The sequence below is a fragment of the Pseudomonas sp. DG56-2 genome (assembly GCF_004803755.1).
Lineage (GTDB): Bacteria > Pseudomonadota > Gammaproteobacteria > Pseudomonadales > Pseudomonadaceae > Aquipseudomonas > Aquipseudomonas auratipiscis.
This window is the reverse complement of the sequence record NZ_CP032311.1, coordinates 2,984,391-3,006,767: the sequence shown is the minus strand read 5'-3', so window position 1 is coordinate 3,006,767 and position 22,377 is coordinate 2,984,391. Positions and strand designations below refer to the sequence as shown.

20 protein-coding genes are annotated in these 22,377 nt (G+C 61.2%); 19 read left to right on the top strand and 1 reads right to left on the bottom strand.

The annotated features are described in order from the left end of the window. Positions 1–283 precede the first annotated feature (283 nt). From D3Z90_RS13485 to D3Z90_RS13400, 18 genes are all read left to right on the top strand, one after another. Positions 284–1,972 carry a GMC family oxidoreductase gene (locus D3Z90_RS13485; protein ID WP_136476317.1) on the top strand — a complete coding sequence of 563 codons (1,689 nt, stop codon included), beginning with the start codon at positions 284–286 and terminating at the stop codon, positions 1,970–1,972. Between the two features lie 178 nt (positions 1,973–2,150). Beyond that, complete coding sequence (locus tag D3Z90_RS13480) at positions 2,151–3,707, top strand: long-chain fatty acid--CoA ligase (protein ID WP_136476315.1); 1,557 nt, start codon at positions 2,151–2,153, stop codon at positions 3,705–3,707. Positions 3,708–3,741: 34 nt separating this feature from the next. Further along, positions 3,742–4,926, top strand: coding sequence for a lipid-transfer protein (locus D3Z90_RS13475; RefSeq protein WP_136476313.1), 1,185 nt, complete (start codon positions 3,742–3,744; stop codon positions 4,924–4,926). Positions 4,927–4,953: 27 nt separating this feature from the next. Then, a complete protein-coding gene (locus D3Z90_RS13470) occupies positions 4,954–5,397 on the top strand; it encodes a MaoC family dehydratase N-terminal domain-containing protein (RefSeq protein WP_136476311.1) in 444 nt (147 codons plus the stop codon). A 10-nt stretch (positions 5,398–5,407) separates the two neighbouring features. Then, complete coding sequence (locus D3Z90_RS13465; RefSeq protein ID WP_136476309.1) at positions 5,408–5,824, top strand: MaoC family dehydratase; 417 nt, start codon at positions 5,408–5,410, stop codon at positions 5,822–5,824. 17 nt (positions 5,825–5,841) lie between these two features. Beyond that, entirely contained in the window at positions 5,842–6,675 is an 834-nt protein-coding gene (locus D3Z90_RS13460; protein WP_136476307.1) for an SDR family NAD(P)-dependent oxidoreductase, read from the top strand. A 78-nt stretch (positions 6,676–6,753) separates the two neighbouring features. Further along, entirely contained in the window at positions 6,754–7,902 is a 1,149-nt protein-coding gene (locus D3Z90_RS13455; protein ID WP_136476305.1) for an acyl-CoA dehydrogenase family protein, read from the top strand. A gap of 25 nt (positions 7,903–7,927) precedes the next feature. Further along, positions 7,928–8,728 carry an enoyl-CoA hydratase/isomerase family protein gene (locus D3Z90_RS13450; protein ID WP_136476303.1) on the top strand — a complete coding sequence of 267 codons (801 nt, stop codon included), beginning with the start codon at positions 7,928–7,930 and terminating at the stop codon, positions 8,726–8,728. Positions 8,729–8,757: 29 nt separating this feature from the next. Next, positions 8,758–10,170, top strand: a complete 1,413-nt coding sequence (locus D3Z90_RS13445) for a coniferyl aldehyde dehydrogenase (protein ID WP_136476301.1) — start codon at positions 8,758–8,760, stop codon at positions 10,168–10,170. A 54-nt stretch (positions 10,171–10,224) separates the two neighbouring features. Then, complete coding sequence (locus D3Z90_RS13440; protein WP_136476300.1) at positions 10,225–11,193, top strand: nitronate monooxygenase family protein; 969 nt, start codon at positions 10,225–10,227, stop codon at positions 11,191–11,193. Between the two features lie 19 nt (positions 11,194–11,212). Next, positions 11,213–11,680: a PaaI family thioesterase gene (locus tag D3Z90_RS13435; RefSeq protein WP_136476298.1), complete on the top strand. Its 468-nt coding sequence runs from the start codon at positions 11,213–11,215 to the stop codon at positions 11,678–11,680. 25 nt (positions 11,681–11,705) lie between these two features. Continuing rightward, positions 11,706–12,098, top strand: a complete 393-nt coding sequence (locus D3Z90_RS13430; protein ID WP_136476296.1) for a Zn-ribbon domain-containing OB-fold protein — start codon at positions 11,706–11,708, stop codon at positions 12,096–12,098. Then, a complete protein-coding gene (locus tag D3Z90_RS13425) occupies positions 12,095–13,246 on the top strand; it encodes a thiolase (protein ID WP_136476294.1) in 1,152 nt (383 codons plus the stop codon). Before D3Z90_RS13430 ends, D3Z90_RS13425 begins: the two co-directional genes overlap by 4 nt. 172 nt (positions 13,247–13,418) lie before the next feature. Continuing rightward, the gene (locus D3Z90_RS13420) at positions 13,419–14,615 is read left to right on the top strand and encodes an acyl-CoA dehydrogenase family protein (protein ID WP_136476293.1); all 1,197 of its coding nucleotides are present in this window, start codon (positions 13,419–13,421) and stop codon (positions 14,613–14,615) included. 15 nt (positions 14,616–14,630) lie between these two features. After that, positions 14,631–15,773, top strand: coding sequence for an acyl-CoA dehydrogenase family protein (locus D3Z90_RS13415; RefSeq protein WP_136476291.1), 1,143 nt, complete (start codon positions 14,631–14,633; stop codon positions 15,771–15,773). A 52-nt stretch (positions 15,774–15,825) separates the two neighbouring features. Beyond that, the gene (locus D3Z90_RS13410) at positions 15,826–16,575 is read left to right on the top strand and encodes an electron transfer flavoprotein subunit beta/FixA family protein (RefSeq protein ID WP_136476289.1); all 750 of its coding nucleotides are present in this window, start codon (positions 15,826–15,828) and stop codon (positions 16,573–16,575) included. Continuing rightward, positions 16,575–17,507, top strand: coding sequence for an electron transfer flavoprotein subunit alpha/FixB family protein (locus D3Z90_RS13405; RefSeq protein ID WP_136476287.1), 933 nt, complete (start codon positions 16,575–16,577; stop codon positions 17,505–17,507). The genes D3Z90_RS13410 and D3Z90_RS13405 overlap by 1 nt, the downstream gene beginning before the upstream one ends. A gap of 74 nt (positions 17,508–17,581) precedes the next feature. Beyond that, positions 17,582–18,910: an MFS transporter gene (locus tag D3Z90_RS13400; protein WP_136476285.1), complete on the top strand. Its 1,329-nt coding sequence runs from the start codon at positions 17,582–17,584 to the stop codon at positions 18,908–18,910. A gap of 70 nt (positions 18,911–18,980) precedes the next feature. Here the strand turns inward: D3Z90_RS13400 and D3Z90_RS13395 are convergent, their stop codons facing one another. Continuing rightward, positions 18,981–20,957 (bottom strand): alkyl sulfatase dimerization domain-containing protein, encoded by a 1,977-nt coding sequence (locus D3Z90_RS13395; protein WP_136476283.1) that lies wholly within the window; start codon positions 20,955–20,957, stop codon positions 18,981–18,983. A 243-nt stretch (positions 20,958–21,200) separates the two neighbouring features. Here D3Z90_RS13395 and D3Z90_RS13390 point away from each other — a divergent pair, with 243 nt between their 5' ends. Next, positions 21,201–22,337 (top strand): CaiB/BaiF CoA-transferase family protein, encoded by a 1,137-nt coding sequence (locus tag D3Z90_RS13390; RefSeq protein WP_136476281.1) that lies wholly within the window; start codon positions 21,201–21,203, stop codon positions 22,335–22,337. The last annotated feature ends 40 nt before the right edge of the window (positions 22,338–22,377 follow it).

Below are 22,377 nucleotides of genomic sequence, written 5' to 3'. Positions count from 1 at the left end.
AGACGCCGCCATGGTTCCGCTTTTATTGTTATTTGAGGTGAGTATCTTGCCACGTCAAATGTGGCAGGTATGCCGTTCTTTCGAACTAGTTCACGCCTCCAGATGGCATAAAGCCCATTCCTGCCAGACTTATCAATCAACCGCTGAGTCAAAGGGACTAGTCACCGTTTCACCTGTTCGAACGATTGTGCTCGTTGGTCGCCGGCTTAGGCTGGGCGCTGTATGTACCAATGGCTTGCCGTTCACGGCAATGCGACTTTCGAACAATAACAAGGGTGACGGTATGGAACAGGCTTACGATTTCATCGTGGTCGGGGGAGGGTCGGCGGGTTGCGCAGTAGCCGGGCGGCTGGCTGATGCCAAGTGTGGTGAGGTGGCCCTGCTGGAAGCGGGCGGCCACGATCATCGTCCATTGGTGACGACGCCGGTCGGCATCGCGCTGGTGATCCCGCGGGCCGGTGAATTCAATTACGCCTATAACAGCTTGCCGCAGCCGACCATGGCTGGCCGCGCAGGTTACCAGCCGCGGGGACGGGGTCTGGGCGGCAGTTCCTCGATCAACGGCATGGTGTACATCCGTGGCCGTGCCTCTGACTATGACCACTGGGAAAGCATGGGCGCTGAAGGCTGGGGCTGGAAGGATGTGTTGCCTTACTTCAAGCGTTCCGAGTGCAACGAGCGGGTCGCCGGTCGCGATGACGATCCGCTGCACGGTGGCACGGGCCCGCTGCATGTGACCGATCCTCGCTCACCCTGCGCCATGGCCCGGCATTTTCTGGAAGCGGCAAGCAGCGCCGGGCATGCCTATAACCACGACTTCAATGGCCCTGTCCAGGAAGGCGTCGGCTACTTCCAGGTCACCCAGCGCAACGGCGAGCGCTGGAACGCGGCGCGTGCCTATCTGCACCAGGGCAGGACCGGCGATGGTCAACTCAACGGCGGCCGCGCCAATCTTCACGTGCAGGTAAACACGCAAGTGCTGCGGGTGCTGTTCGAAGGGCTGCGGGCGGTGGGTGTGGTGGTGCTCAAGGACGGTCGCGAGCAGGTCCTGCGTGCCCGCAAGGAAGTCATTCTCAGTGCTGGCAGCCTGATCTCGCCGCAACTGTTGATGGTCTCAGGTGTAGGGCCGGCGGAGCATTTGCGCGAGAAAGGTATCGAAGTGCTGGTCGATGCGCCGCAGGTTGGCAAGAACCTGCAAGAACATGTCGATGTGATCCTGCACAAGCGTCTGTTTCGCACCGAGCTGTTCGGGGTGTCGGTGCGCGGCGCTTTCCGCTATCTCTGGGAACTGGTCAAGTACCGAGGCCGTCGCGAAGGGGTCTTCACCCGTAGCTTTACCGAGGCGGGTGGCTTCCTGAAAACCGACCCCACGCTGGCCGAACCGGATGTGCAGCTGCATTTTGTGATGTCTGCCGGTGACAACCATGGACGCAAGTTCCGCTACGGCCACGGCTACTCGTGCCATGTTTGCGTTCTGCATCCGCATAGCCGTGGCGAGGTGCGCCTGGCGTCCGCTGACATGCGTGACGCGCCGGTGATCGAGCTCAATATGCTCGCCGATGATCGCGACATGGAGGTGATGCTCAAGGGCGTGCATCAGGTCCAGGCCATTCTCGAACAGCCCGCGCTGGCGCGCTTTGGTGGCAAGGCCTTGCACTTTGCCGGGCTCAAGTTCGACGGCAGCGACGACAAACAGATCAAGCAGGTCATCCGCGAGCGCGCCGATGGCGTGTATCACCCGGTAGGGACCTGCCGAATGGGCAGCGATGTGGCCTCGGTGGTCGATCCGCAACTGCGCGTGCGTGGGGTGCAGGGCCTGCGCGTTGTCGATGCTTCGGTGATGCCGCGGGTGGTCGCCGGCAACACCAATGCCCCGTGCATGATGATCGGCGAGAAGGCTGCGGACCTGATCATTGCCGACTGTCGCGCGCCGGTGGTCGCAGGCGACACGTCCCAACCGGCACTCGCCTAGCCATGCAGCAGATGCCGCAAACCGTCCAGGCTTGCGGCGTCTGCGTGCCTGGGGGATGCCCCTAGTTCATTCGAACCAGGAGAAAACCATCGTCAGGTTCATCCCTTTGATCGACGCTGAGCGGTCGCACTCTCCTTAGTATCAAACCAACAAGAACAACAGCATCAGGAGCTTGACCATGTACCTGACCCAAGGCTTGCAGCGCATGCTGCAACAGGAGCCGAACCACCTTGCCACGATCTACCGTGGCCGCCGCCAGACCTATCGCGAGCTCGGCCAGCGGGTCAGCCGGCTGGGCGGCGCGTTGCGTTCGCTGGGGATGAACAGCGGTGATCGGGTGGGCATGCTTGCGCTCAACTCCGACCGCTACCTGGAGTACATGCTGGCCACCTGGTGGGGTGGCGGAGTGCTCAATCCGGTCAACATTCGCTGGAGCGTCCCGGAGATCGTGTTCTCCCTGGACGACTGTGATACCGGCATCCTGATTGTCGACGATCACTTCTTGCCAATGGTCGAGCAGATCCGCGCCACTGCCCGCCGTGCGCCAATCGTCATCCATGCTGGCGACGGCCTGGCACCGGAAGGCATGTATGCCTACGAGCAGTTGATCGCTGAAACCGCGCCGATTGCCGATGCCGGGCGCGGCGGCGACGATCTGGCCTCAATCATGTACACCGGCGGCACCACCGGCTTGCCCAAGGGTGTCATGCAATCGCACATGAACCTGTGGTCTTCGGCTATTGCCCGTGCCGCGCAGTTTCCAGCCTTGGATAATTGCCGCGGCCTGCACGCTGCACCGCTGTTTCATACCGCAGCAATGGCCCGTGCCGTGGGCATGTTCGTTGTCGGCGGCACCCATGTGCTGATTCCTGCTTTCGACGCTCTCGAAATACTGCAGACCATCGAGCGCGAGCAGGTCAACGAGATGCTCCTGGTGCCGACCATGCTGCAGTCCGTGGTCATGCATCCTGACTTCGCCAACTACGACCTGAGTTCGTTCAAACGCCTGGCGTATGGCGCATCGCCCATTTCGCCAACGCTGCTGGAAAAGGCCATGGCAGCGCTGCCGGGTATCGAGTTCATGCACGCCTACGGGTTGACCGAGGCCGCGCCGGTAGTGTCGGTAAGTCCGCACTCCAGTCATGGTCCTGAAGGCATCGCCAGTGGCCGCGTACGTAGCGTCGGCCGCGGTGGCTACGGTGGCATGGTGCGGGTCGTCGATGAAAATGGCGCTGAAGTGCCGCGCGGTACCGTGGGTGAAATCGTTGCCTGCGGCCCGAACATCATGCAGGGCTACTGGAACCGTCCGGAAGAAACCGCCAAGGCCCTGAAAAACGGCTGGCTGCACACCGGCGACGGCGCCTACATGGACGAGGACGGTTATTTGTTCATCGTCGACCGCCTCAAGGACATGATCGTCACCGGTGGCGAAAACGTGTTCTCCGCCGAAGTCGAAAACGTCATCGCCCGCCATCCCGAAGTCGCCATGTGCGCGGTGATCGGCATTCCGCACGAGCGTTGGGGCGAAGCGGTGCACGCGGTGGTGGTACGCACCCCCGGCAGCGAACTGACCGAAGCGCAATTGCGTGAACACTGCGCCAGTCACATCGCCGGGTTCAAGTGCCCGAAATCGGTGGACTTCACCGCCGCTTTGCCGCTGTCGGCCGCCGGCAAGATTCTCAAGCGCGACCTGCGCGAACCCTACTGGAAAGACCAGGCCCGAGCGGTCAACTGATCCCGGCCAACCTTTGACCCTGATGGAGTAAAACATGAGCAATAAAGTTGTGGTTGCCGGCGTCGGCATGATCCCGTTCACCAAGCCGGGCCAAAGCGACACGTATCCGGTCATGGGGGCCAATGCGGCAAAGAAGGCACTGGCCGATGCCGGTATCGACTACGCCCTGGTGCAACAAGCCTACGTCGGTTACGTGTTCGGTGATTCGACCTCGGGCCAGGCGGCCATCTATGGCGTTGGGCTGACGGGTATTCCGGTCATCAACGTCAACAACAACTGCGCCACCGGCTCTACAGCCCTGTTCCTGGCACGCCAGGCGATAGAAAGCGGCGCGGTCGAGTGTGCTATCGCCCTGGGCTTCGAGCAGATGGTGCCGGGCGCGCTGAAAGGAGCTTGGACCGATCGTCCAGGTCCGATGGAACGTTTCGCCAATGTCATGACTGAGATCCAGGGTTTTGAACCCGAGGCGCCGCGTGCCGCACAGTTCTTCGGTGGCGCCGGGCGTGCCTACATGCGTGAGTACGGCATCAGCGCGGAAATTTTCGGACGCATCTCGGTGAAAGCGCGTAACCACGCCGCCAATAACCCATTCGCGGTGTTTCGCAACCCGGTGAGCCTGGAAGAAATCATGGCCTCGCCGACGGTGTTCGAGCCGATGACGCGCCTACAGTGCTGTCCACCGACTTGTGGCGCTGCTGCCGCGATCCTCTGCTCTGAAGCCTTCGCCAGAAAACACGGCCTGGACACCCGCGTGGTGATTGCCGCACAGGCCATGAGCACCGATCGCAACAGCAGCTTCGATGAAGCCGACATGCGCAAGGTTGTGGGTTACGACATGACCCGCAGCGCCGCGCTGAGCGTATACGAGCAGGCGGGCGTGGCACCGACCGATATCAACGTGGTCGAGCTGCATGACTGCTTCACCGCCAACGAGCTGATCACCTACGAAGGCCTGGGCCTGACTCCGGAAGGCAGCGCCGAGAAGTTCATTCTCGAGGGTGACAACACCTACGGCGGGCGCGTGGTCACCAATCCGTCCGGTGGCCTGCTCTCCAAAGGCCACCCGCTGGGCGCCACCGGCCTTGCGCAATGCGCCGAGCTCACCTGGCAACTGCGCGGCGCCGCCGAAGCGCGTCAGGTAGAGGGTGCGCGTCTGGCCCTGCAACACAACCTGGGCCTCGGTGGCGCCTGCGTCGTCACCCTCTACCAGCGTCAGTGACCTGGGCCCTGAACCGGAGATGTCTGCATGATCGATAAAAGCCATATCGGTGCCGTGGTCTCGAGCCACAGCGTAAACGTTGAAGCCGGTCGCCTGCGCTTCTTCGCCAAGGCCACCGGACAGCGCGATGCGCGTTACACCGACCCGGCAGCGGCGCAAGACGCCGGCTACCCGAATCTGCCAGTGCCGCCGACCTTCCTGTTCTGCCTGGACATGGAGGCGCCGAACCCGCGCGCCACCATGGACCTGCTGAACATCGACATCGGCAAAGTGCTGCACGGCGAACAGAGCTTCAAGTACCACCAGATGGCATATACCGGCGATTGCTTGAACTTCGAGTCGAGGATCGTCGACATCTACGACAAAAAAGGCGGCGCCCTGGAGTTTGTCGTACGTGAAACCCGCGTAACCCGCCAGAGCGGTGAACTGGTCGCAGAACTGCGTAACAGCCTGGTGGTGCGCAATGGATAAGGAGCAACGAATGCAGCCAGTCAACTTTGTCGACGTGCAGGTCGGTAGCGAGTTGCCGTCGTTCACCAGCGAGCCGATCAGCCGTCTGGCCCTGGCCTTGTACTGCGGTGCGTCGGGCGACCACAACCCGATTCACGTCGACCTCGACTTTGCCCGCAAGGCCGGCATGCCCGATGTGTTTGCCCACGGCATGTTGTCGATGGCCTACCTCGGTCGGCTGTTGACCGCCTGGGTGCCGCAGCAATCGATTCAGCAGTTTTCGGTGCGTTTTGTCGCCATTACTCAGCTGGGTGATGCCGTGACCTGCTCGGGCACCGTGGTGGAGAAGGACGAGGCGACGGGCACCGTCCGCCTTGAAGTCACCACTCGCAATCAGGCAGGCGAAATCAAATTGTCCGGTGAAGCCATCGTGGCCCTGGGCGCTTGAACAACAAGGAGAAAAACATGAGCAACAAACTTCAAGACCAAGTGGCAATCGTATCGGGTTCTGGCCGTGGTATCGGTCGCGAGATCGCCCTGAAGCTGGCGGCGGACGGTGCCGCCATCGTCGTCAACGACCTTGACGCGGCACCTGCCGAAGAAGTGGTGGCAGAAATCATCGCCGCCGGTGGCAAGGCAGTGGCCTGCGTTGGCAGCGTGACCGACAAGGACTTTGGCGACCGCTTCGTCAAAACTGCACTGCAATCCTTCGGCCGCCTGGACATCATCGTCAACAATGCCGGTTACACCTGGGACAACGTCATCCAGAAAATGACCGATGAACAGTGGGACGCGATCATGGATGTGCACGTCAGCGCACCGTTTCGCATCCTGCGTGCTGCCAGTGACTATTTCCGTGAAAGCGCCAAGCAGGAAGCCGAAGCGGGCCAGGAAGTGTTCCGCAAAGTGGTCAACATTTCCTCGGTGTCGGGTGTGATGGGCAACGCTGGCCAGGCCAATTATTCCGCGGCCAAATCTGCCATTAACGGCCTGACCAAGGCCCTGGCCAAGGAATGGGGCCGCTACAAGGTTTGCGTCAACAGCGTCGCCTTCGGCCTGATCAAGACCCGCCTGACCGAAGCCACCGCGGGTGAAAACAACACCTCCACCCTGGATATCGATGGCAAGCAGATCAAGGTCGGGGTCAACCCGCAACTGATGAAGAACATCGAGTCGATGATTCCGATGGGCCGTGCCGGTACGCCGCAGGAAGCCGCGGGCTCGGTGTACCTGTTCTGCATTCCGGAATCCAACTATGTGTCTGGCCAGGTACTGGTCGTGGGCGGCGGGCGTCCATAAGTGACCTGCGAGCTGCCATGCATCGGCGTGGTAGCTCACTCCCTTCCTGTTGCTTGACCGTCTTGCCGAGGAGCTTTCATGAGTGCCCAAACCTCTCCCTGGATCACTGATGACCTGGTGATCTTCCAGGATTCGATCCGTCGATTTATAGCCAATGAGCTGACCCCGCACGAAGAGCGCTGGGCCAAGCAGCAGCACGTCGATCGTGAAATCTGGCTCAAGGCCGGTGAGTTCGGCATGCTGTTGCCGAGCATCCCGGAGGAATATGGTGGCGGCGGTGGCACCTTCGCCCATGACGCTATTGTCACCCTGGAACAAAGCCGTGCAATCAGCACCAGCCTTGGCACCAACGTACACAGCGGTATTGTCGCGCACTACCTGCTGCGCTATGCCAGCGAAGAGCAAAAGCTCAACTGGCTGCCGAAAATGGCCCGCGGCGAAATGGTTGCAGCCATCGCCATGTCCGAGCCGGGTGCAGGCTCCGACCTCAAGAGCATCAAATGCCGCGCCGTGCGTGATGGCGACAGCTATGTCATCAACGGCTCCAAGACGTTTATCACCAACGGCTACCACGCCGACCTGATTCTGGTGGTGACCAAGACCGACCCAGAAAAAGGCGCCAAGGGTGTTTCGATCATCGTCGTCGAAACCAAGGATCTAAAGGGCTTTCGCCGTGGCCGGATCCTGGAAAAAATTGGCCAGAAAGGCCAGGACACCACCGAGCTGTTCTTCGATGACGTCCGCGTGCCGTGCGCCAACCTGCTGGGAACGGAGGAGGGCAAGGGCTTTATCCAGCTCATGCAGCAACTGCCGCAGGAGCGCATGATCATCGCCCTGGGCGCGATCAGCACCATGGAGCGCGCCGTTGAAGAAACCTCTGAATACGTGCGCCAGCGCAAAGTTTTCGGTCAATCGCTGCTGGACCTGCAGAACACCCGTTTCAAGCTGGCCGAGTGCAAGACCATCGCCACCGTGGCGCGCAGCTTTGTCGACGACTGCATGGCCAAGGTGCTCAAGGGCGAGCTCGACCCTGAAACCGCTGCCATGGCCAAGTGGTGGTGCACCCAGCAGAACTGCAACGTGATCGATGAGTGCCTGCAACTGCACGGTGGCTACGGCTATATGACCGAGTACCCGATCGCTCGCCTGTACGTCAACGCACGCGTTGGCAAGATCTTTGGCGGTTCCAACGAAATCATGAAAGAGCTGGTCGCTCGCACCTTGTAGGTGCGCGCGTGGCGAGGGTACAGGTATGAGCACAACCATTGAAGTGGGCGTTGACCGCGGTTTGGCAACGCTGGTGTTGACCCGCCCCGAGCGCAAGAACGCGCTGACGGCGCAGATGTTCGCCGAGATGCTCGAAGCGCTTGCGAGTTTGCGCCGCGACAGCACGGTCAAGGCATTGCTGTTGACCGGTGCCGGAGGTGATTTCTGCTCTGGCGGCGACCTGGGCAGCATGCAAGGCGCGGTCGAGGCGGACGCGGTGCGCACGCGTATGGTCGAAAACAATCGTTTGCTCAGTGCCCTGGCCGACTTTGACCGCCCGGTTATTGCCGCCGTCGATGGCGTCGCCTTCGGCGCCGGTTTCAGCCTGGTACTGGCGGCAGATTTTGTCATCGCTTCGCAGCGGGCGCGGTTCTGCATGGCGTTTGCCCGCGTCGGGTTGGCGCCGGACCTTGGCGCTTCCTATTTTCTGCCGCGCATCGTCGGGCTGCAGAAAGCCAAGCAACTGATCTACTCGGCGGCCGAAATCAACGCCGAGCAGGCCTTGGCGCTGGGTATCGCCCTGGAAGTACAGCCTGCCGAGCTATTGCTCAGCCGCGCCGAAGAGCTGGCGCGGGGCATGGCGAATATGTCGAGCTGCGCCTTTGGCATGACCAAACGCCTGCTGGCCCGTTCGTTCGAAGCCGATCTGGCGACCCAGCTGGACGCTGAAGCCAGCAGCCAGGCGGTGGCCATGAGTTCCAGCTACTTGCAGCAAGCCACGGCGCGCTTTGCCAGCAAGCAGCCGCCGCTGTACCAGTGGCCGCTGGCACGGCCCTGCAGCAATTAAACAACTGTCATCACCACAGGAGGTGTGCCATGAGCAGCATTGAGAACACAAGTCCGCTTGCCATTCGTTCGATTCTGGACAAACAGCGCGCCAGCCTGCTGGAGCGCGACCCCTTGAGCGCTGCCCAGCGCATCGAGCTGATCGACCGCGCCATCGGCCTGCTGGTGGACTATCAGGACGACATCGTCGAGGCGGTGTGTGCCGACTTTGGCCAGCGCAGTAAAGACTTCAGCCGCGTTACCGAAGTGCTTTCCCCGCTGATGACCCTCAAACAGACCAAGGCCCAACTCAGTGAGTGGATGAAGCCCGAAGCTCGCCACACCGAGCGTGGCGAGGCGTGGGTGCAGTACCAGCCGCTGGGCGTGATCGGCATTCTCAGCCCATGGAACTTCCCGATCAACCTGGCCTTTGGGGGGCTGGCCGGCGCTTTGGCGGCGGGCAACCGGGTAATGATCAAACCCTCCGAGTTTACCCCGCATACCTCGGCACTGATGGCGCGGATGATTGCTTCGGTCTTCAGTGAAAGTGAAGTGGCAGTGATTACCGGCGGGCCAGAAGTGGGTCAGGCATTCTGCGCCCAGCCATTCGACCACCTGCTGTTTACCGGCGCGACCAGTATCGGCAAGCATGTGATGCGCGCCGCAGCGGAAAACCTGGTGCCGGTTACCTTGGAGCTGGGTGGTAAATCGCCGACGATCATCTCGCGTTCGGCAGACTTCGATGCCGCCGTGACGAAGATCATCACCGGCAAGCTGCATAACGCCGGGCAAATCTGCCTGGCGCCGGACTATGTGTTCGTGCCAGAGGAGTCGCTGCAGGACTTTATCGCTGCGGCAAAAAAAGTCGTGGCGACCTTTTTCCCGCGGTTGCTGGATAACCCTGACTACACCTCGCTGATCAATGCCCGGCATTTCCAGCGTTTGCAGGGCTACCTGAGCCAGGCGCAAGCGGCGGGCGTCGAGTTGATCGAGCTCAACCCGGCAGGCGAAGACTTCAGCCAACAAGACCACCACAAGCTGGTACCGACCTTGCTGAACAACCCCGGCGACGATTTGCGGGTGATGCAGGACGAGATCTTCGGCCCGCTGTTGCCGATCAAGCCCTACAAGACCATCGCCGAGGTGGTGGCCTATATCAACGCCCACCCCCGGCCACTGGGCCTTTACTACTTCGGCAGCGATGAAGCCGAAGAACAGCTGGTGCTCAGCCGTACCACCAGTGGCGGTGTGACGTTGAACGATGTGATCCGCCACGTCGGCGTCGAGAGCCTGCCGTTCGGCGGTGTCGGCCCCAGTGGCATGGGGGCCTACCACGGCCGCGATGGCTTTCGCACCTTCAGTCATGCCAAGGCGGTGTTGCGTGCCGCCGACAGCCCGGACCTGATGCGCCCACCCTATGTTGAACAGGTTCGCCAGATCGTGAGCTCGCTGATTACCCGCTGAGCACTAGTGGCTGACGCGCCAGCCTGCGAGCGCGCACCGAGACGAGAGACGCTTATGAAAACGCGCATTACCGAGTTGCTGGGAATTCGTTACCCGATCATTCAGGGTGGCATGATGTGGGTTGGCCGCGCCGAGATGGCCGCCGCCGTGTCCAATGCCGGTGGCCTGGGGATACTGACCGCACTGACCCAGCCTACGCCTGACGCGCTGTCGGCGGAGATCGCCCGCTGCCGACAAATGACCGACAAGCCGTTTGGGGTGAACCTGACCTTGCTGCCGTCGATCAACCCGCCGCCTTACGCGCTCTACCTGCAGGCAATTATCGACAGCGGCGTAAAGGTCTTGGAGACGGCTGGCAACAACCCGGGTGAAATCATCACCCGCGCCAAAGCGGCAGGGCTGACGGTGATCCACAAATGCGTGGCAGTTCGTCATGCCCTGACCGTGCAGCGCCTGGGTGTCGACGCGGTGTCGATCGATGGTTTCGAGTGTGCCGGGCACCCTGGTGAAGATGATATTCCGGGGTTGGTGCTGATCCCACTGGCGGCCCGTCAACTGAGCGTGCCGGTGATCGCCTCCGGGGGGATTGCCGATGGTGTCGGCATGGCCGCGGCACTGACCCTGGGCGCGGAAGGGGTGAACATGGGCACGCGTTTTTGCGCTACCCGTGAAGCGCCGATCCATGACCACATCAAGCAGGCCTTGGTGGCGGCCAGTGAGCGCGATACGCGTCTGATTTTCCGCACCTTGCACAATACCGCTCGGGTGTTGCGCAACCCGATTTCCGAGGAGGTGGTGAGCATCGAGAAGCGTGGCAACGCGCAGTTCGAGGACATCCGCCACCTGGTGGCCGGTGCCCGTGGGCGTGCGGCGCTGGAATCCGGGCAGCACGAGGACGGGATCATCACCGCCGGCCAATGCGTTGGCTTGATCGACGATGTACCGACCTGCGCCGAGCTGATCGAGCGCATGGTTCGCGAGTGTCGCGACAGTCTGCACCGTGCCCGGAACTTGATGGGTTGAGCCTGTAGGAGGAGCGAACATGCATACCCCAGCACTTCATCCCGGTCATGCCCCCGTGCCGGGCACTGATGTACCCGAAGGCTTCGAGCCCATGCAGGGCAGCGGTTTTGTCCCTTCGATCGGAGCCATTTATGTCAATCGCCAGCGCCGCAGCATGGGCGCCCGGATTGCCCAAAGTCATTTGAATCCATTGGGTTTTGCTCATGGCGGAATGCTCGCGACCTTGATCGATACCTCGTTTGGCATGGCGATCAAGTTGACGACGCAAACCGAAGTGCCGCCGGTGACGGTCTGCCTGAACATCGAGTACCTCAGCCCGGCATACCCCGGGTCATGGGTCGAGTCCACGGTCGAGATCCAGAAGATCGGTGCACGTCTTGCCAATGCCAGCTGTGTGCTCAAGGACGGCGAGCGCCTAATTGCCAAGGGCAACGCGATTTTCGTCGCGACCGCAGGCGCACCGACCAGCAAACCTGACAACCAATAAATGATTCATCTCATTGGAGCAACGCATGAGTGACGTCTTAGCCACGGCTGCGGCCACGCTTGGCCCGCAGGAGCAGTACCTCGAATTTCTTGCCCAGGGCCGTTTCATGCTGCAGCGCAGCCTGTCCAGCGGCCGCTATGTGTTCTATCCGCGGGTGCTGATTCCAGGCACCGGTGAAACCGACCTGGTATGGGAGCAAGCCAAGGGTACCGGCACGCTCTACGCCATCACCGTCAACCGTGCACGCAACGGCAGCCACAACGTGGCACTGATCGATCTCGACGAAGGCCCGCGGATGATGTCGCGCATCGAAGGCCGTGAAACGGCGCCGATCGGCAGCCGCGTCAAGGCACGGATCATCGAGGAGGAGGGCGTCGCTATGGTGGTCTTTGATGTGATTGAGGAGGTCGCGGCATGAACCAGGCTATTCGTGGCAAGACTGCCATTGTCGGCATCGGTACCGCCGGGGTCGGCGAGGCCAAGGGTTTCAGTGCCATGGAGTTGCTCGGCCAGGCGTCGCTGCAGGCCATCGCCGATGCTGGCCTGCAGTTGCAGGATATCGACGGTATTTTTGCCGCCACCAGCTCCCATGCCTTTCCGACGCTATCGGTGGCCGAATACCTGGGGATCAAACCGTCCTATGTGGATGGCACCAATATCGGTGGTTCCAGCTTCGAGATGCATCTGCTGCAAGCGACCCTGGCGCTGGAAGCCGGCCTGTGCAACGCCGCGTTGGTCTGCTACGGCTCCAACCAGCGTACTGCCGGTGGCCGCCTGGTTTCGATGAGCGAACCGCAATGGCACGAGGCGTTCTACAAACCGCGCCACCCGATCACTTCCTACAGCCTGGCGGCCAGCCGCCATATGCATCAGTACGGCACTACCCGGGAGATGCTCGGCGAAGTCGCGGTGTCGGCACGCCAGTGGGCCAACCTCAATCCGGAAGCCTTCGCCCGTGGTCCGTTGAGCCTGGATGATGTCATGGCCAGTCGCATGGTCAGCGATCCGTTGTCGTCCGCCGACTGCTGCCTGGTTACCGATGGCGGCGCCGCCTGTGTGCTGGTGCGTGCCGATCGCGCCCGTGACTTGCAGCGCAAGCCTGCCTACTTTCTCGGCGCTGCTGGCGCGCAGTGGCACCGTTCGGTCGTGGCAATGCCCGATCTCACCGTGACGGCAGCCTCCGAGAGCGGGCCGCGTGCGATGGAAATGGCTGGTGTGAGTCACGCCGATATCGATCTGGTGATGCTCTACGATGCTTTCACCATCAACACCATCCTGTTTCTCGAAGACCTTGGCTTTTGCCCGAAGGGTGAAGGCGGACGCTTCGTTCAGGGCGGGCATATCGCGCCCGGCGGCGGTCTGGCGGTAAACACCAACGGTGGCGGCCTTTCCTGCGTTCACCCCGGCATGTACGGCCTGTTCATGATCATCGAGGCGGTACGTCAGATCCGTGGCGAGGCAGGGGCGCGGCAACTGAAAAAAGCCGACATCGCTTTGCTGCATGGCAACGGTGGCACGTTGTCGAGCCAGGTAACCGCGTTCCTGGGTAGCGAAAACGCGCTCTGAGTGCGTACCCGGGAAAGGAAGTACGGGCGCAAATTGGTCCGAACGATCTAGAGCCTCGACAGGTGAGTCATTCAATACTCACCGCAGGTTCGCATAACAACAAGAAACCACGCGCAGACGGCCCTCGACGCCGAGGGTCTGACTGTGCGTCTCGACTGCTCGAGGAGTCTCGATGGACATCCACTTCACACCCGATGAACTTGCCTTCCGTGAGGAGGTAAGAAGCTTTCTGCGTGAAAAACTGCCGGCGAGCCTGGCAGCCAAGGTCAAGCTTGGCAAACGTCAGTCCAAGGCCGATATCTGCGACTGGATGAACACCCTCAACGCGCGTGGCTGGTACGCCAACGGTTGGCCGGTAGAGCTGGGCGGTACGGGCTGGAGTGTGATCCAGAAGCACATCTTCGATGAAGAGTGCGCCCAGTTCGGTGCGCCGCGCGTATTGCCGTTCGGTGTGGTCATGGTCGGGCCGGTGATCATCAAGTTCGGCACCCCGGAGCAGAAGGCTCACTATCTGCCGCGAATTCTCGATGGCACCGACTGGTGGGCGCAGGGCTATTCGGAACCCGGTTCAGGCTCCGACCTGGCATCGCTGAAAACCCGAGCCGTGCGTGACGGCGATCACTATGTGGTCAACGGCCAGAAAACCTGGACCACGCTGGCCCAACACGCCGACTGGATTTTCTGCCTGGTGCGCACCGACCCTGAGGCCAAGGCGCAGCGCGGCATTTCCTTTCTGCTGATCGACATGAAAACGCCAGGCATTACCGTGCGCCCGATTGTCACTCTCGATGGCGAGCACGAAGTCAACGAAGTGTTCTTCGACAACGTGCGGGTGCCGGTGGCGAACCTTGTAGGTGAAGAGAACCAGGGGTGGACCTGCGCCAAATACCTGCTCACCCACGAGCGCACCGGTCTTGCCGGGGTCGGCTTCTCCAAGGCGTTGATTGCCCAGCTCAAGGCGATTGCCCAAGAGCAACTGTGTGACGGCAAGCCACTGCTGGACAACCCGCTGCTGCGCGCGCAGATCGCCGAGGTGGAGATTCAGCTGAAGGCCACCGAAATGAGCAATCTGCGCATTCTTGCCGCCAGCCAGGAAGGGGGCGAAACCGGCGCGCAAAGCTCGCTGCTCAAGGTCAAGGGCACCGAAATCCGCCAGGCCATCACCCACCTGTTGCGCAAAGTCATCGGCCCCTATGCGCTGCCGTTTCTGGAAGAGGAGCTGGAGCAGAGCTATGCCGGTGAGTTGTTGCATACCGACTACAGCGCAACGTTGGCCAGCCAGTATTTCATCATGCGCAAGCTCTCGATCTACGGCGGCTCCAACGAGATTCAGAAGAACATCGTCTCGAAAATGATTCTCGAACTGTAAGGGGTTGCTCCGATCATGGATTTCAAATTGACTGAAGAGCAGCAAATGCTGCAGGACACCGTGGCCCGCCTGGTACGTGAGGGTTATGGCTTTGAACAGCGCGAAAGCTTTCGCCACAGCGAAGCGGGCTTCAGCCGCCCGTTCTGGGCGCAGCTGGGTGAGTTGGGGCTGACGGCCGTACCGTTTGCCGAAGCGTTCGGCGGTTTTGGCGGCGGCGGTGTCGATACCATGCTGGTGATGAACGAGCTCGGCCGTGGGTTGTGCCTGGAGCCTTATCTGCACTCGGTGATCTTTGCCGGTGGCCTGCTTGAGCAACTGGGCAGTAACGAGCAGAAAGACCAACTGCTGACCCAGGTTGCCAGTGCCCAACTGCAGTTGGCCGTAGCCTTCGAAGAAGCGCAGAGTCACTACCACCTCAACGATGTACAGACCCGTGCCCAAGCGGTGGACGGGGGCTGGACCTTGTCCGGGAAAAAGGCGGTGGTGATCGGCGGGCAGACGGCGGGGCTGATTGTGGTATCGGCGCGTTCGGCTGCAGGTGAGCGCGACGAAGACGGTATCAGCCTGTTCCTGGTCGATCCAACAGCGGCGGGCGTGACCCGCCGTGTGTACCCGACTATCGATGGTGTGACAGCCTGCGAGTTGCTGCTTGATGGCGTCTTCGTGGCCAACGACAAGGTGCTTGGCCAGCCCGGCAAGGCGTTCAGTGCACTGCGTTACCAACAGGGCCGCGCCATTGCCGCGCAGTGTGCACAAGCGGTGGGTAGCATGGAAGAAGCCTGCAGCCTGACCCTGGACTACCTCAAGACACGCAAGCAGTTCGGTCAGCCAATCGGCAGCTTCCAGGTCCTGCAACACCGCATGGTCGACATGCGCTCGGAACTGGACCAGGCCACCTCCATGGCGATGCTGGCCGCCTGCGCGGCCGATCAAGCCGATAGCGATGAACGCAGCCGTACCCTGGCTGCCGCCAAGTATGTGGTAACCCGTGCTGGCCGTTTCATCTGCGAACAGGCGATCCAACTGCACGGCGGTATCGGTCTGACTCAGGAATATGTGCTGTCGCACCATGCCAAGCACTTAGTGATGATCAGCCACCAGTTCGGTGACGACGATCATCATCTGCAGGCATACGCCCGGCTACTGCAGGTCGCCTGAGCCTGACGTCTTGTTTCCCGGGCCTGCGGGCCCGGCATTTTGGAGTTCTGCGATGAAAGTCCTCGTAGCCGTCAAACGCGTAGTCGATTTCAACGTCAAGGTCCGCGTCAAGGCGGATAACAGCGGCGTTGACCTGAGCAACGTAAAAATGGCCCTCAACCCCTTCTGCGAAATCGCCGTCGAGGAGGCTGTACGCCTGAAAGAGCAGGGTGTGGCCAGTGAGGTCGTGGTGGTCTGTGTAGGCCCTGGCGCCGCGCAGGAGCAACTGCGCACGGCATTGGCCCTGGGTGCTGATCGCGCCGTGCTGGTGGAATCGGCCGATGAACTGGGTTCCCTGGCCGTGGCCAAGCTGCTCAAGGCTGTGGCCGACAAAGAACAACCGCAACTGGTGATCCTTGGCAAGCAAGCCATCGACAGTGACAACAACCAGACCGGCCAGATGCTCGCTGCGCTGAGCGGTTATGCCCAAGGCACGTTTGCCTCCAAGGTCGAAGTCGCTGGCGACAAGGTCAACGTCACCCGCGAAATCGACGGTGGCTTGCAGACGATAGCGTTGAACCTGCCTGCAATCGTCACCACCGACCTGCGCCTGAACGAGCCGCGCTATGCGTCGCTGCCAAACATCATGAAGGCCAAGAAGAAGCCGCTGGAGACTGTCACCCCACAAGCGCTAGGTGTGAGCACGGCATCGACAGTCAGCACCTTGAACGTAGAAGCACCGGCTACCCGCAGTGCCGGGATCAAGGTCAAGTCGGTGGCGGAACTGGTTGAGAAACTGAAGAACGAGGCGAAGGTAATCTGATGACAATCCTGGTTATTGCAGAACACAGCCACGCTGAACTTGCCGCCGCCACCTTGAACACGGTCACGGCCGCACAGCAAATCGGTGCTGAGGTGCATGTGTTGGTGGCCGGTGCCGATATCGACGGCGCTGTTAGTGCCGCGCAGGCCATCGACGGTGTCAGTACTGTGCTGGTGGCCAACGATGCAGCGTATGCGCATCAGTTGGCGGAAAACCTGGCGCCGCTGATCGTTGAGTTGGCCGCGGGCTACAGCCATGTGCTGGCACCGGCCACCTCCAATGGCAAGAACCTTCTGCCACGGGTAGCGGCGCTGCTCGATGTCGATCAGATCTCCGAGATTACCGCGGTGGTCTCGGCTGACACCTTCAAGCGGCCGATCTACGCGGGCAACGCCATCGCCACGGTACAGTCGAGTGCGCCGATCAAGGTCATCACGGTGCGCGGTACCGCGTTTGCCAGTGCGGGATGCTCGGCTGCTGGGCAAGCCCGCGTGCAGCCGGTGGCCAGTGTGCCTTGTGAGCAGGTCTCCTGCTTTGTTGCCGAGGCCTTGGCCAGCTCTGATCGGCCGGAGCTGACCGCAGCGAAGATCGTCGTGTCGGGCGGTCGCGGCATGCAGAACGGTGACAACTTCAAGCACCTGTACAGCCTGGCCGACAAGCTTGGCGCAGGGGTGGGCGCTTCGCGTGCGGCGGTTGACGCCGGTTTTGTCGCCAACGACATGCAGGTCGGGCAGACCGGCAAAATCGTTGCGCCACAGTTGTACATTGCCGTCGGCATTTCGGGTGCGATTCAGCACCTGGCAGGGATGAAAGACTCCAAGGTAATCGTGGCGATCAACAAGGATGAAGACGCACCGATCTTCCAGGTTGCCGATTACGGCCTGGTGGCTGACCTGTTCGAGGCGGTGCCTGAGCTGCAAGCCTCTCTCTAATCGACCTTCCTGTCCCTGGCCGCTGGCGTGTGCAACGTCGGCGGCCTGCGCAACTGTCAGCCAAGGAGTGCTCCATGAATGACGCCGTCGTACTGCCGGCTGCGGCCGAGCAGGATGAGCAGCAAACCCGCGCGGTGTACCGCAAAGTAATTCTGCGCCTGCTGCCGTACCTGTTCCTGGCCTATGCCATCAACACCATCGATCGCTTGAACGTGTCCTTCGCCAAGCTGCGCATGGCCGAAGACATTGCCCTTACCGATGCTGCCTACGGCATTGGTGCAGGGATTTTCTACCTCGGCTACATCCTCTTCGAAGTGCCAAGCAACATGTATCTGCAGCGCATTGGCGCGCGAGCCACGCTGACTCGAATCATGGTGCTGTGGGGGGCGGTGACCGTGGCAACGGCCTTTGTCACCACGCCGGGACAGTTGATTGCCGCACGGTTTCTGCTCGGGGTTGCCGAGGCCGGGTTCTTCCCGGGCGTCATCCTTTACCTGACCTTCTGGTTCCCTGCAGCGTTGCGAGCGCGCATCACCGCAGTGTTTCTAATGGCAGCGATGATCGCCGGAATCGTCAGCGGGCCGCTGGCGGGCTATATCATGAGTCATTTCGGCGGCTTCATGGGCTTGCGAGACTGGCAGGTGCTGTTTGTATTCGAGGGGGTGCCGGCGATGTTGCTGGGGTTGTTTGGCTGGTTCTGGCTGGTCGACAAACCGGCCGACGCGCCGTGGCTGAGCACCCGCGAGAAGCACCTGTTGGCCAACGCCCTGGCCCAGGGACAGGTCGCCGGTAGTGCCCATGCCAGCCTTGCCCAGGTACTGCGCAACCCGCGGGTGTACATTGCCGGATTGGTGTTCTTTTGCCTGTACAGCGGCTCGAATACCGTTTCGTACTGGATGCCCACGCTGATCCGCGGCTTCGGCGTGGAGAATCTCAAGACCATTGGCATGCTCGCGAGCATTCCCTACCTGCTGGCCCTGGTGGGCATGTACCTACTGGCGCGCAGCTCCGACAAGCGCCTTGAGCGGCGCTGGCATGTGGCGGTGACGGTAATGGTCGGTGCCAGTTGTTTCTTTTTGCTGGGGCCGGCACAAGGCAATCTGGTTGCCTCGGTGGTGCTGATGAGTGTCGGCGCAGCAGCGTCACTGACTTCGCTGTCGTTGTTCTGGACCATTCCCCCAGCACTGCTTACGCCTGCAGCGGCTCCGGTCGGAATTGCGGTGATCAGTTGCATTGGTGGCCTGGCGGGCGTTGTCAGCCAGATTGCCGTTGGTGCGATCAAGTCAGCGACCGGGGATTTGTACCTGGCCTTCGATCTGATTGGTGGTGTACTGATTGTGGGTGTGCTGGTGTTGCTGCTGGCAATACCTGCGCGGCAACTGACCGAACGCGCCAAACTCTGAACCGCTAGGCGCGGGCTCTCCCCGCAATGGGGAAAAGGAATCGCGGGGCGCCAAGCCCCGCGAAAATTTCTTAAGGTGTGACGATATTGAACGTAGGGGTGAAGGTATCGAGCATGCCCAGCAGTTCGCCGAGCTTCTTGCTGTCACCCTGGATGTGGATATCGCCTTGCTTGATGGCCGTTGGGAAGTCCAGTTGGCGCAGGCTGATTTTATCCAGCGTGGCCTTATCCATTGTCACGGTGACCGCAGCCTGCGGGTTGTGATTGCCCGAGCGGTGCGTCAGCACGCCATTGCGCAAAGTCAATGCAAACGGCTGGTCGAGGTCGCTGAACACCCAGTTCAAGGTCATGTCGTGACCCTGGGCCTTCTGCGAATCCAGGCGCACGGCCAGGTAATCGAAGAACATCGACGGTGACATGGCCTGGATCATGTCCGGGGAGCTGCTGACGCCCTGGTACTGCGGCACACCGTGACGCAGCTCCATGGCCCCGGTCAGGTACATGTTACGCCACAGCGCGTTCTCGCTCTGATAACCCAATTGCTCCATGGCCCGGGCCTGAAGCTCGCGCGCCTCTTGGTTGTCGGGAGCGAAGAACACCAGGTTGTTGCCCAGTTGCACAGCCCAGCGATACTCGGCGTTGGCCAGTGCTTCCTTCATTTTCTCCATGGCCGGCGCCAGGCCTCCCAAAGCCTTGACGAAATGTTCGGCGGCTTGCTCGGGTGGCAGTGGGTTAAGGTTTGCCGGGTTGCCGTCGTAGTAGCCGAGGTAACGCTGGTACACCGCCCGCGAGTTGTGGCTCAGGGAGCCGTAGTAGCCCCGGGTGTACCACTTATTCTCCAGGTCGCCCGGCAGTTTCTGCATGTCCGCGGCAATTTCCGCGGGGGTCAGGCCCTGGTTGAGCAGGTGCAAGGTGCGGTCGTTGAGAAACGCATACATGTCACGCTGGTCAGCGAGCAGGGTGCGCACGCGTTCACCGGTCCAGGTCGGCCAGTTGTGCGAAACGAACATGACGTCGGTCTTGTCGCCGTAGCGCTCGAGGCTGGCATCGATGTACTGCGCCCAAGCCTTGGCATCGCGCACCAGGGCACCACGCGGGGTGAGGATGTTGTGCATCATTTGCGTGGTGTTTTCAGACATGCACAACGCGCGCAGTTGCGGCAGGTACATGTTCATCTCAGAAGGTGCTTCGGTGCCGGGGGTCAGCTGGAACTCGACATCGACGCCGTCGATACGGTGAGTTTCGTAAGGGTCCTTGATCGATACGGTCGGTGCGATCAGGGTGATCGTGCCACCCACGGGGGTCGATTTGCCCATGCCGGCATCGACCTGGCCCTTTTCACCGCGCGGCAGCAGGCTGCCGAACTGGTACAAGGCGCGGCGGCTCATGGCGGTACCGGCGAAGATATTCTCGCTGACCACATGTTCCATGAAACCACTCGGCGCGTAGATTTTCACCTTGCCCGACTGCACGTCGGCGTCGTCGACAATGCCTTTGACGCCGCCGAAGTGATCGGCATGCGTGTGGCTGTAGATTACCGCAACCACCGGCTTTTTCGGACGGTGCTGATAGTACAGGTCCAGTGCGGTGCGAGCCGTTTCGGAAACAGTCAGCGGGTCGATGATGATCAGGCCCTGATCGCCTTCGATCACGGTCATGTTCGATACGTCCATCCCGCGCAACTGGTAAATGCGCTCGGAAACCTGGAACAAGCCGGCATGGCTGTTCAACTGGCCCAGGCGCCACAGGCTCGGGTTGACACTGTCGGGCACCTGGTCTTTGTCGAGGAACTGATACGCAGTGGTGTCCCAAACCACCTTACCGTCGGCGCGTTTGATCTGACCGTTGAATGTTGCGATCAAACCGCGACTGACAGACTCGTAGTCAGCGCGATCGGTAAACGGCAACTGGCTCAGAACCGCCTTGTTGCTGCTGATCGTCTGGCTTGAGGCAGGTTGGTTGAGGGCAGGCTCGGCTGCGTACAGCATCGGGCTGTTGATGGCAGCGATTGTTGCAGCCAGCAGCAGGGGTTTGAAGACGTGTTTCATGAATCCACCTTGGTTATTGTTATGCGTAACGGGTGTGTTCACCCACCTTGACGTTGCAGGTCTTGGAAACTGCACACTAAAGGACGGGGTGGGCAATGGCAGTAGATCGAACGAACCATACGCCTCGTTTGCGCACTATCGGTGTGGCGGCTGCAGGGGTGGCTTTGGTTCGTTCGAACGATTGTCGCGGCAGGCGCAGGCACTAGGCTTGACGTCATTAAACAACCACAAAGGTGTAGCGCAATGTCAGGTCCGTTGGCGGGGTTGAAAGTCGTAGAGATGGCAGGGCTTGGGCCGGCGCCCTTTTGCGCGATGATGTTGGCAGATATGGGTGCCGAGGTGATTCGTATCGAAAAGCCGGTAAAGGCCGAGGCCACCGACAACAGCCGTGTGCAGGTGCTCAATCGCGGTCGTCGTTCGCTGGCCATCGACATGCGTGCAGAGGGTGCCACCGACACCGTCCTGGAATTGATCGCCAAGGCCGATATCCTCATCGAGGGCTTTCGCCCTGGCGTGATGGAGCGAATGGGCCTGGGACCGGATGTGTGCCTGGCGCGTAACCCGCGGCTGGTCTACGGACGCATGACCGGCTGGGGCCAGTTCGGGCCTCTGGCGCACGCGGCGGGCCACGATATCAACTACATTGCGATTGCCGGCGCCTTGCATGCCATTGGCCGTGCAGGCGAAAAGCCGGTGGTGCCGTTGAATTACGTGGGTGACTTTGGTGGCGGCGGCATGCTGTTGGGCTATGGCGTGCTCTGCGCGCTTACCGAGGCGCGCAGTTCGGGCAAAGGCCAGGTGGTCGATGCGGCCATGACCGATGGCACCGCGTTGCTCTCGGCGATGATGTACGGGTTCAAGGCCGCGGGGGCCTGGAACAATGAGCGGGGCGACAACCTGCTCGATGGCGGCGCACACTTCTACGACACGTATCGTTGTGCCGATGGCAAGTTCATCGCCATTGGAGCCATCGAACCGCAGTTCTATTCTTTGTTGCTCAAGCTGTGCAACATCACCGACCCGGCGTTCCATACCCAGCGGGACAAGTCAGCTTGGGCACCGCTCAAGGAGCGCATGAGCGAGTTGTTCATGACGCAGACGCGGCAGCAGTGGTGTGCATTGCTCGAAGGTACTGATGCCTGTTTTGCTCCGGTACTGGATTGGGACGAGGCAGCAGAGCATCCGCACAATATCGAGCGCGAAACCTTTATTCGCGTGGATGGGGTGTTGCAGCCGGCGCCTGCACCGCGCTTCAGTCGCAGCGTACCTACAACCCCGAGCGCCCCACGGCCGAGCGGGGCGGACAGTGAAGCTATCCTGGCCGACTGGGGCATCGAGATCGAGCGGATCGAGGCGTTGAAAGCGCAGCGCATTATCTAATCGTTTTGCGCTAGGCGGTGCGGCCTTGGCCTGGGCGTGC

Coding starts and splice junctions, on each gene's coding strand:
- D3Z90_RS13450 (WP_136476303.1), top strand. CDS start 7,928: ATGAGCACAACCATTGAAGTGGGCGTTGACCGCGGTTTGGCAACGCTG.
- D3Z90_RS13440 (WP_136476300.1), top strand. CDS start 10,225: ATGAAAACGCGCATTACCGAGTTGCTGGGAATTCGTTACCCGATCATT.
- D3Z90_RS13410 (WP_136476289.1), top strand. CDS start 15,826: ATGAAAGTCCTCGTAGCCGTCAAACGCGTAGTCGATTTCAACGTCAAG.
- D3Z90_RS13435 (WP_136476298.1), top strand. CDS start 11,213: ATGCATACCCCAGCACTTCATCCCGGTCATGCCCCCGTGCCGGGCACT.
- D3Z90_RS13460 (WP_136476307.1), top strand. CDS start 5,842: ATGAGCAACAAACTTCAAGACCAAGTGGCAATCGTATCGGGTTCTGGC.
- D3Z90_RS13425 (WP_136476294.1), top strand. CDS start 12,095: ATGAACCAGGCTATTCGTGGCAAGACTGCCATTGTCGGCATCGGTACC.
- D3Z90_RS13420 (WP_136476293.1), top strand. CDS start 13,419: ATGGACATCCACTTCACACCCGATGAACTTGCCTTCCGTGAGGAGGTA.
- D3Z90_RS13415 (WP_136476291.1), top strand. CDS start 14,631: ATGGATTTCAAATTGACTGAAGAGCAGCAAATGCTGCAGGACACCGTG.
- D3Z90_RS13390 (WP_136476281.1), top strand. CDS start 21,201: ATGTCAGGTCCGTTGGCGGGGTTGAAAGTCGTAGAGATGGCAGGGCTT.
- D3Z90_RS13480 (WP_136476315.1), top strand. CDS start 2,151: ATGTACCTGACCCAAGGCTTGCAGCGCATGCTGCAACAGGAGCCGAAC.
- D3Z90_RS13455 (WP_136476305.1), top strand. CDS start 6,754: ATGAGTGCCCAAACCTCTCCCTGGATCACTGATGACCTGGTGATCTTC.
- D3Z90_RS13465 (WP_136476309.1), top strand. CDS start 5,408: ATGCAGCCAGTCAACTTTGTCGACGTGCAGGTCGGTAGCGAGTTGCCG.
- D3Z90_RS13395 (WP_136476283.1), bottom strand. CDS start 20,957: ATGAAACACGTCTTCAAACCCCTGCTGCTGGCTGCAACAATCGCTGCC.
- D3Z90_RS13405 (WP_136476287.1), top strand. CDS start 16,575: ATGACAATCCTGGTTATTGCAGAACACAGCCACGCTGAACTTGCCGCC.
- D3Z90_RS13445 (WP_136476301.1), top strand. CDS start 8,758: ATGAGCAGCATTGAGAACACAAGTCCGCTTGCCATTCGTTCGATTCTG.
- D3Z90_RS13430 (WP_136476296.1), top strand. CDS start 11,706: ATGAGTGACGTCTTAGCCACGGCTGCGGCCACGCTTGGCCCGCAGGAG.
- D3Z90_RS13485 (WP_136476317.1), top strand. CDS start 284: ATGGAACAGGCTTACGATTTCATCGTGGTCGGGGGAGGGTCGGCGGGT.
- D3Z90_RS13400 (WP_136476285.1), top strand. CDS start 17,582: ATGAATGACGCCGTCGTACTGCCGGCTGCGGCCGAGCAGGATGAGCAG.
- D3Z90_RS13475 (WP_136476313.1), top strand. CDS start 3,742: ATGAGCAATAAAGTTGTGGTTGCCGGCGTCGGCATGATCCCGTTCACC.
- D3Z90_RS13470 (WP_136476311.1), top strand. CDS start 4,954: ATGATCGATAAAAGCCATATCGGTGCCGTGGTCTCGAGCCACAGCGTA.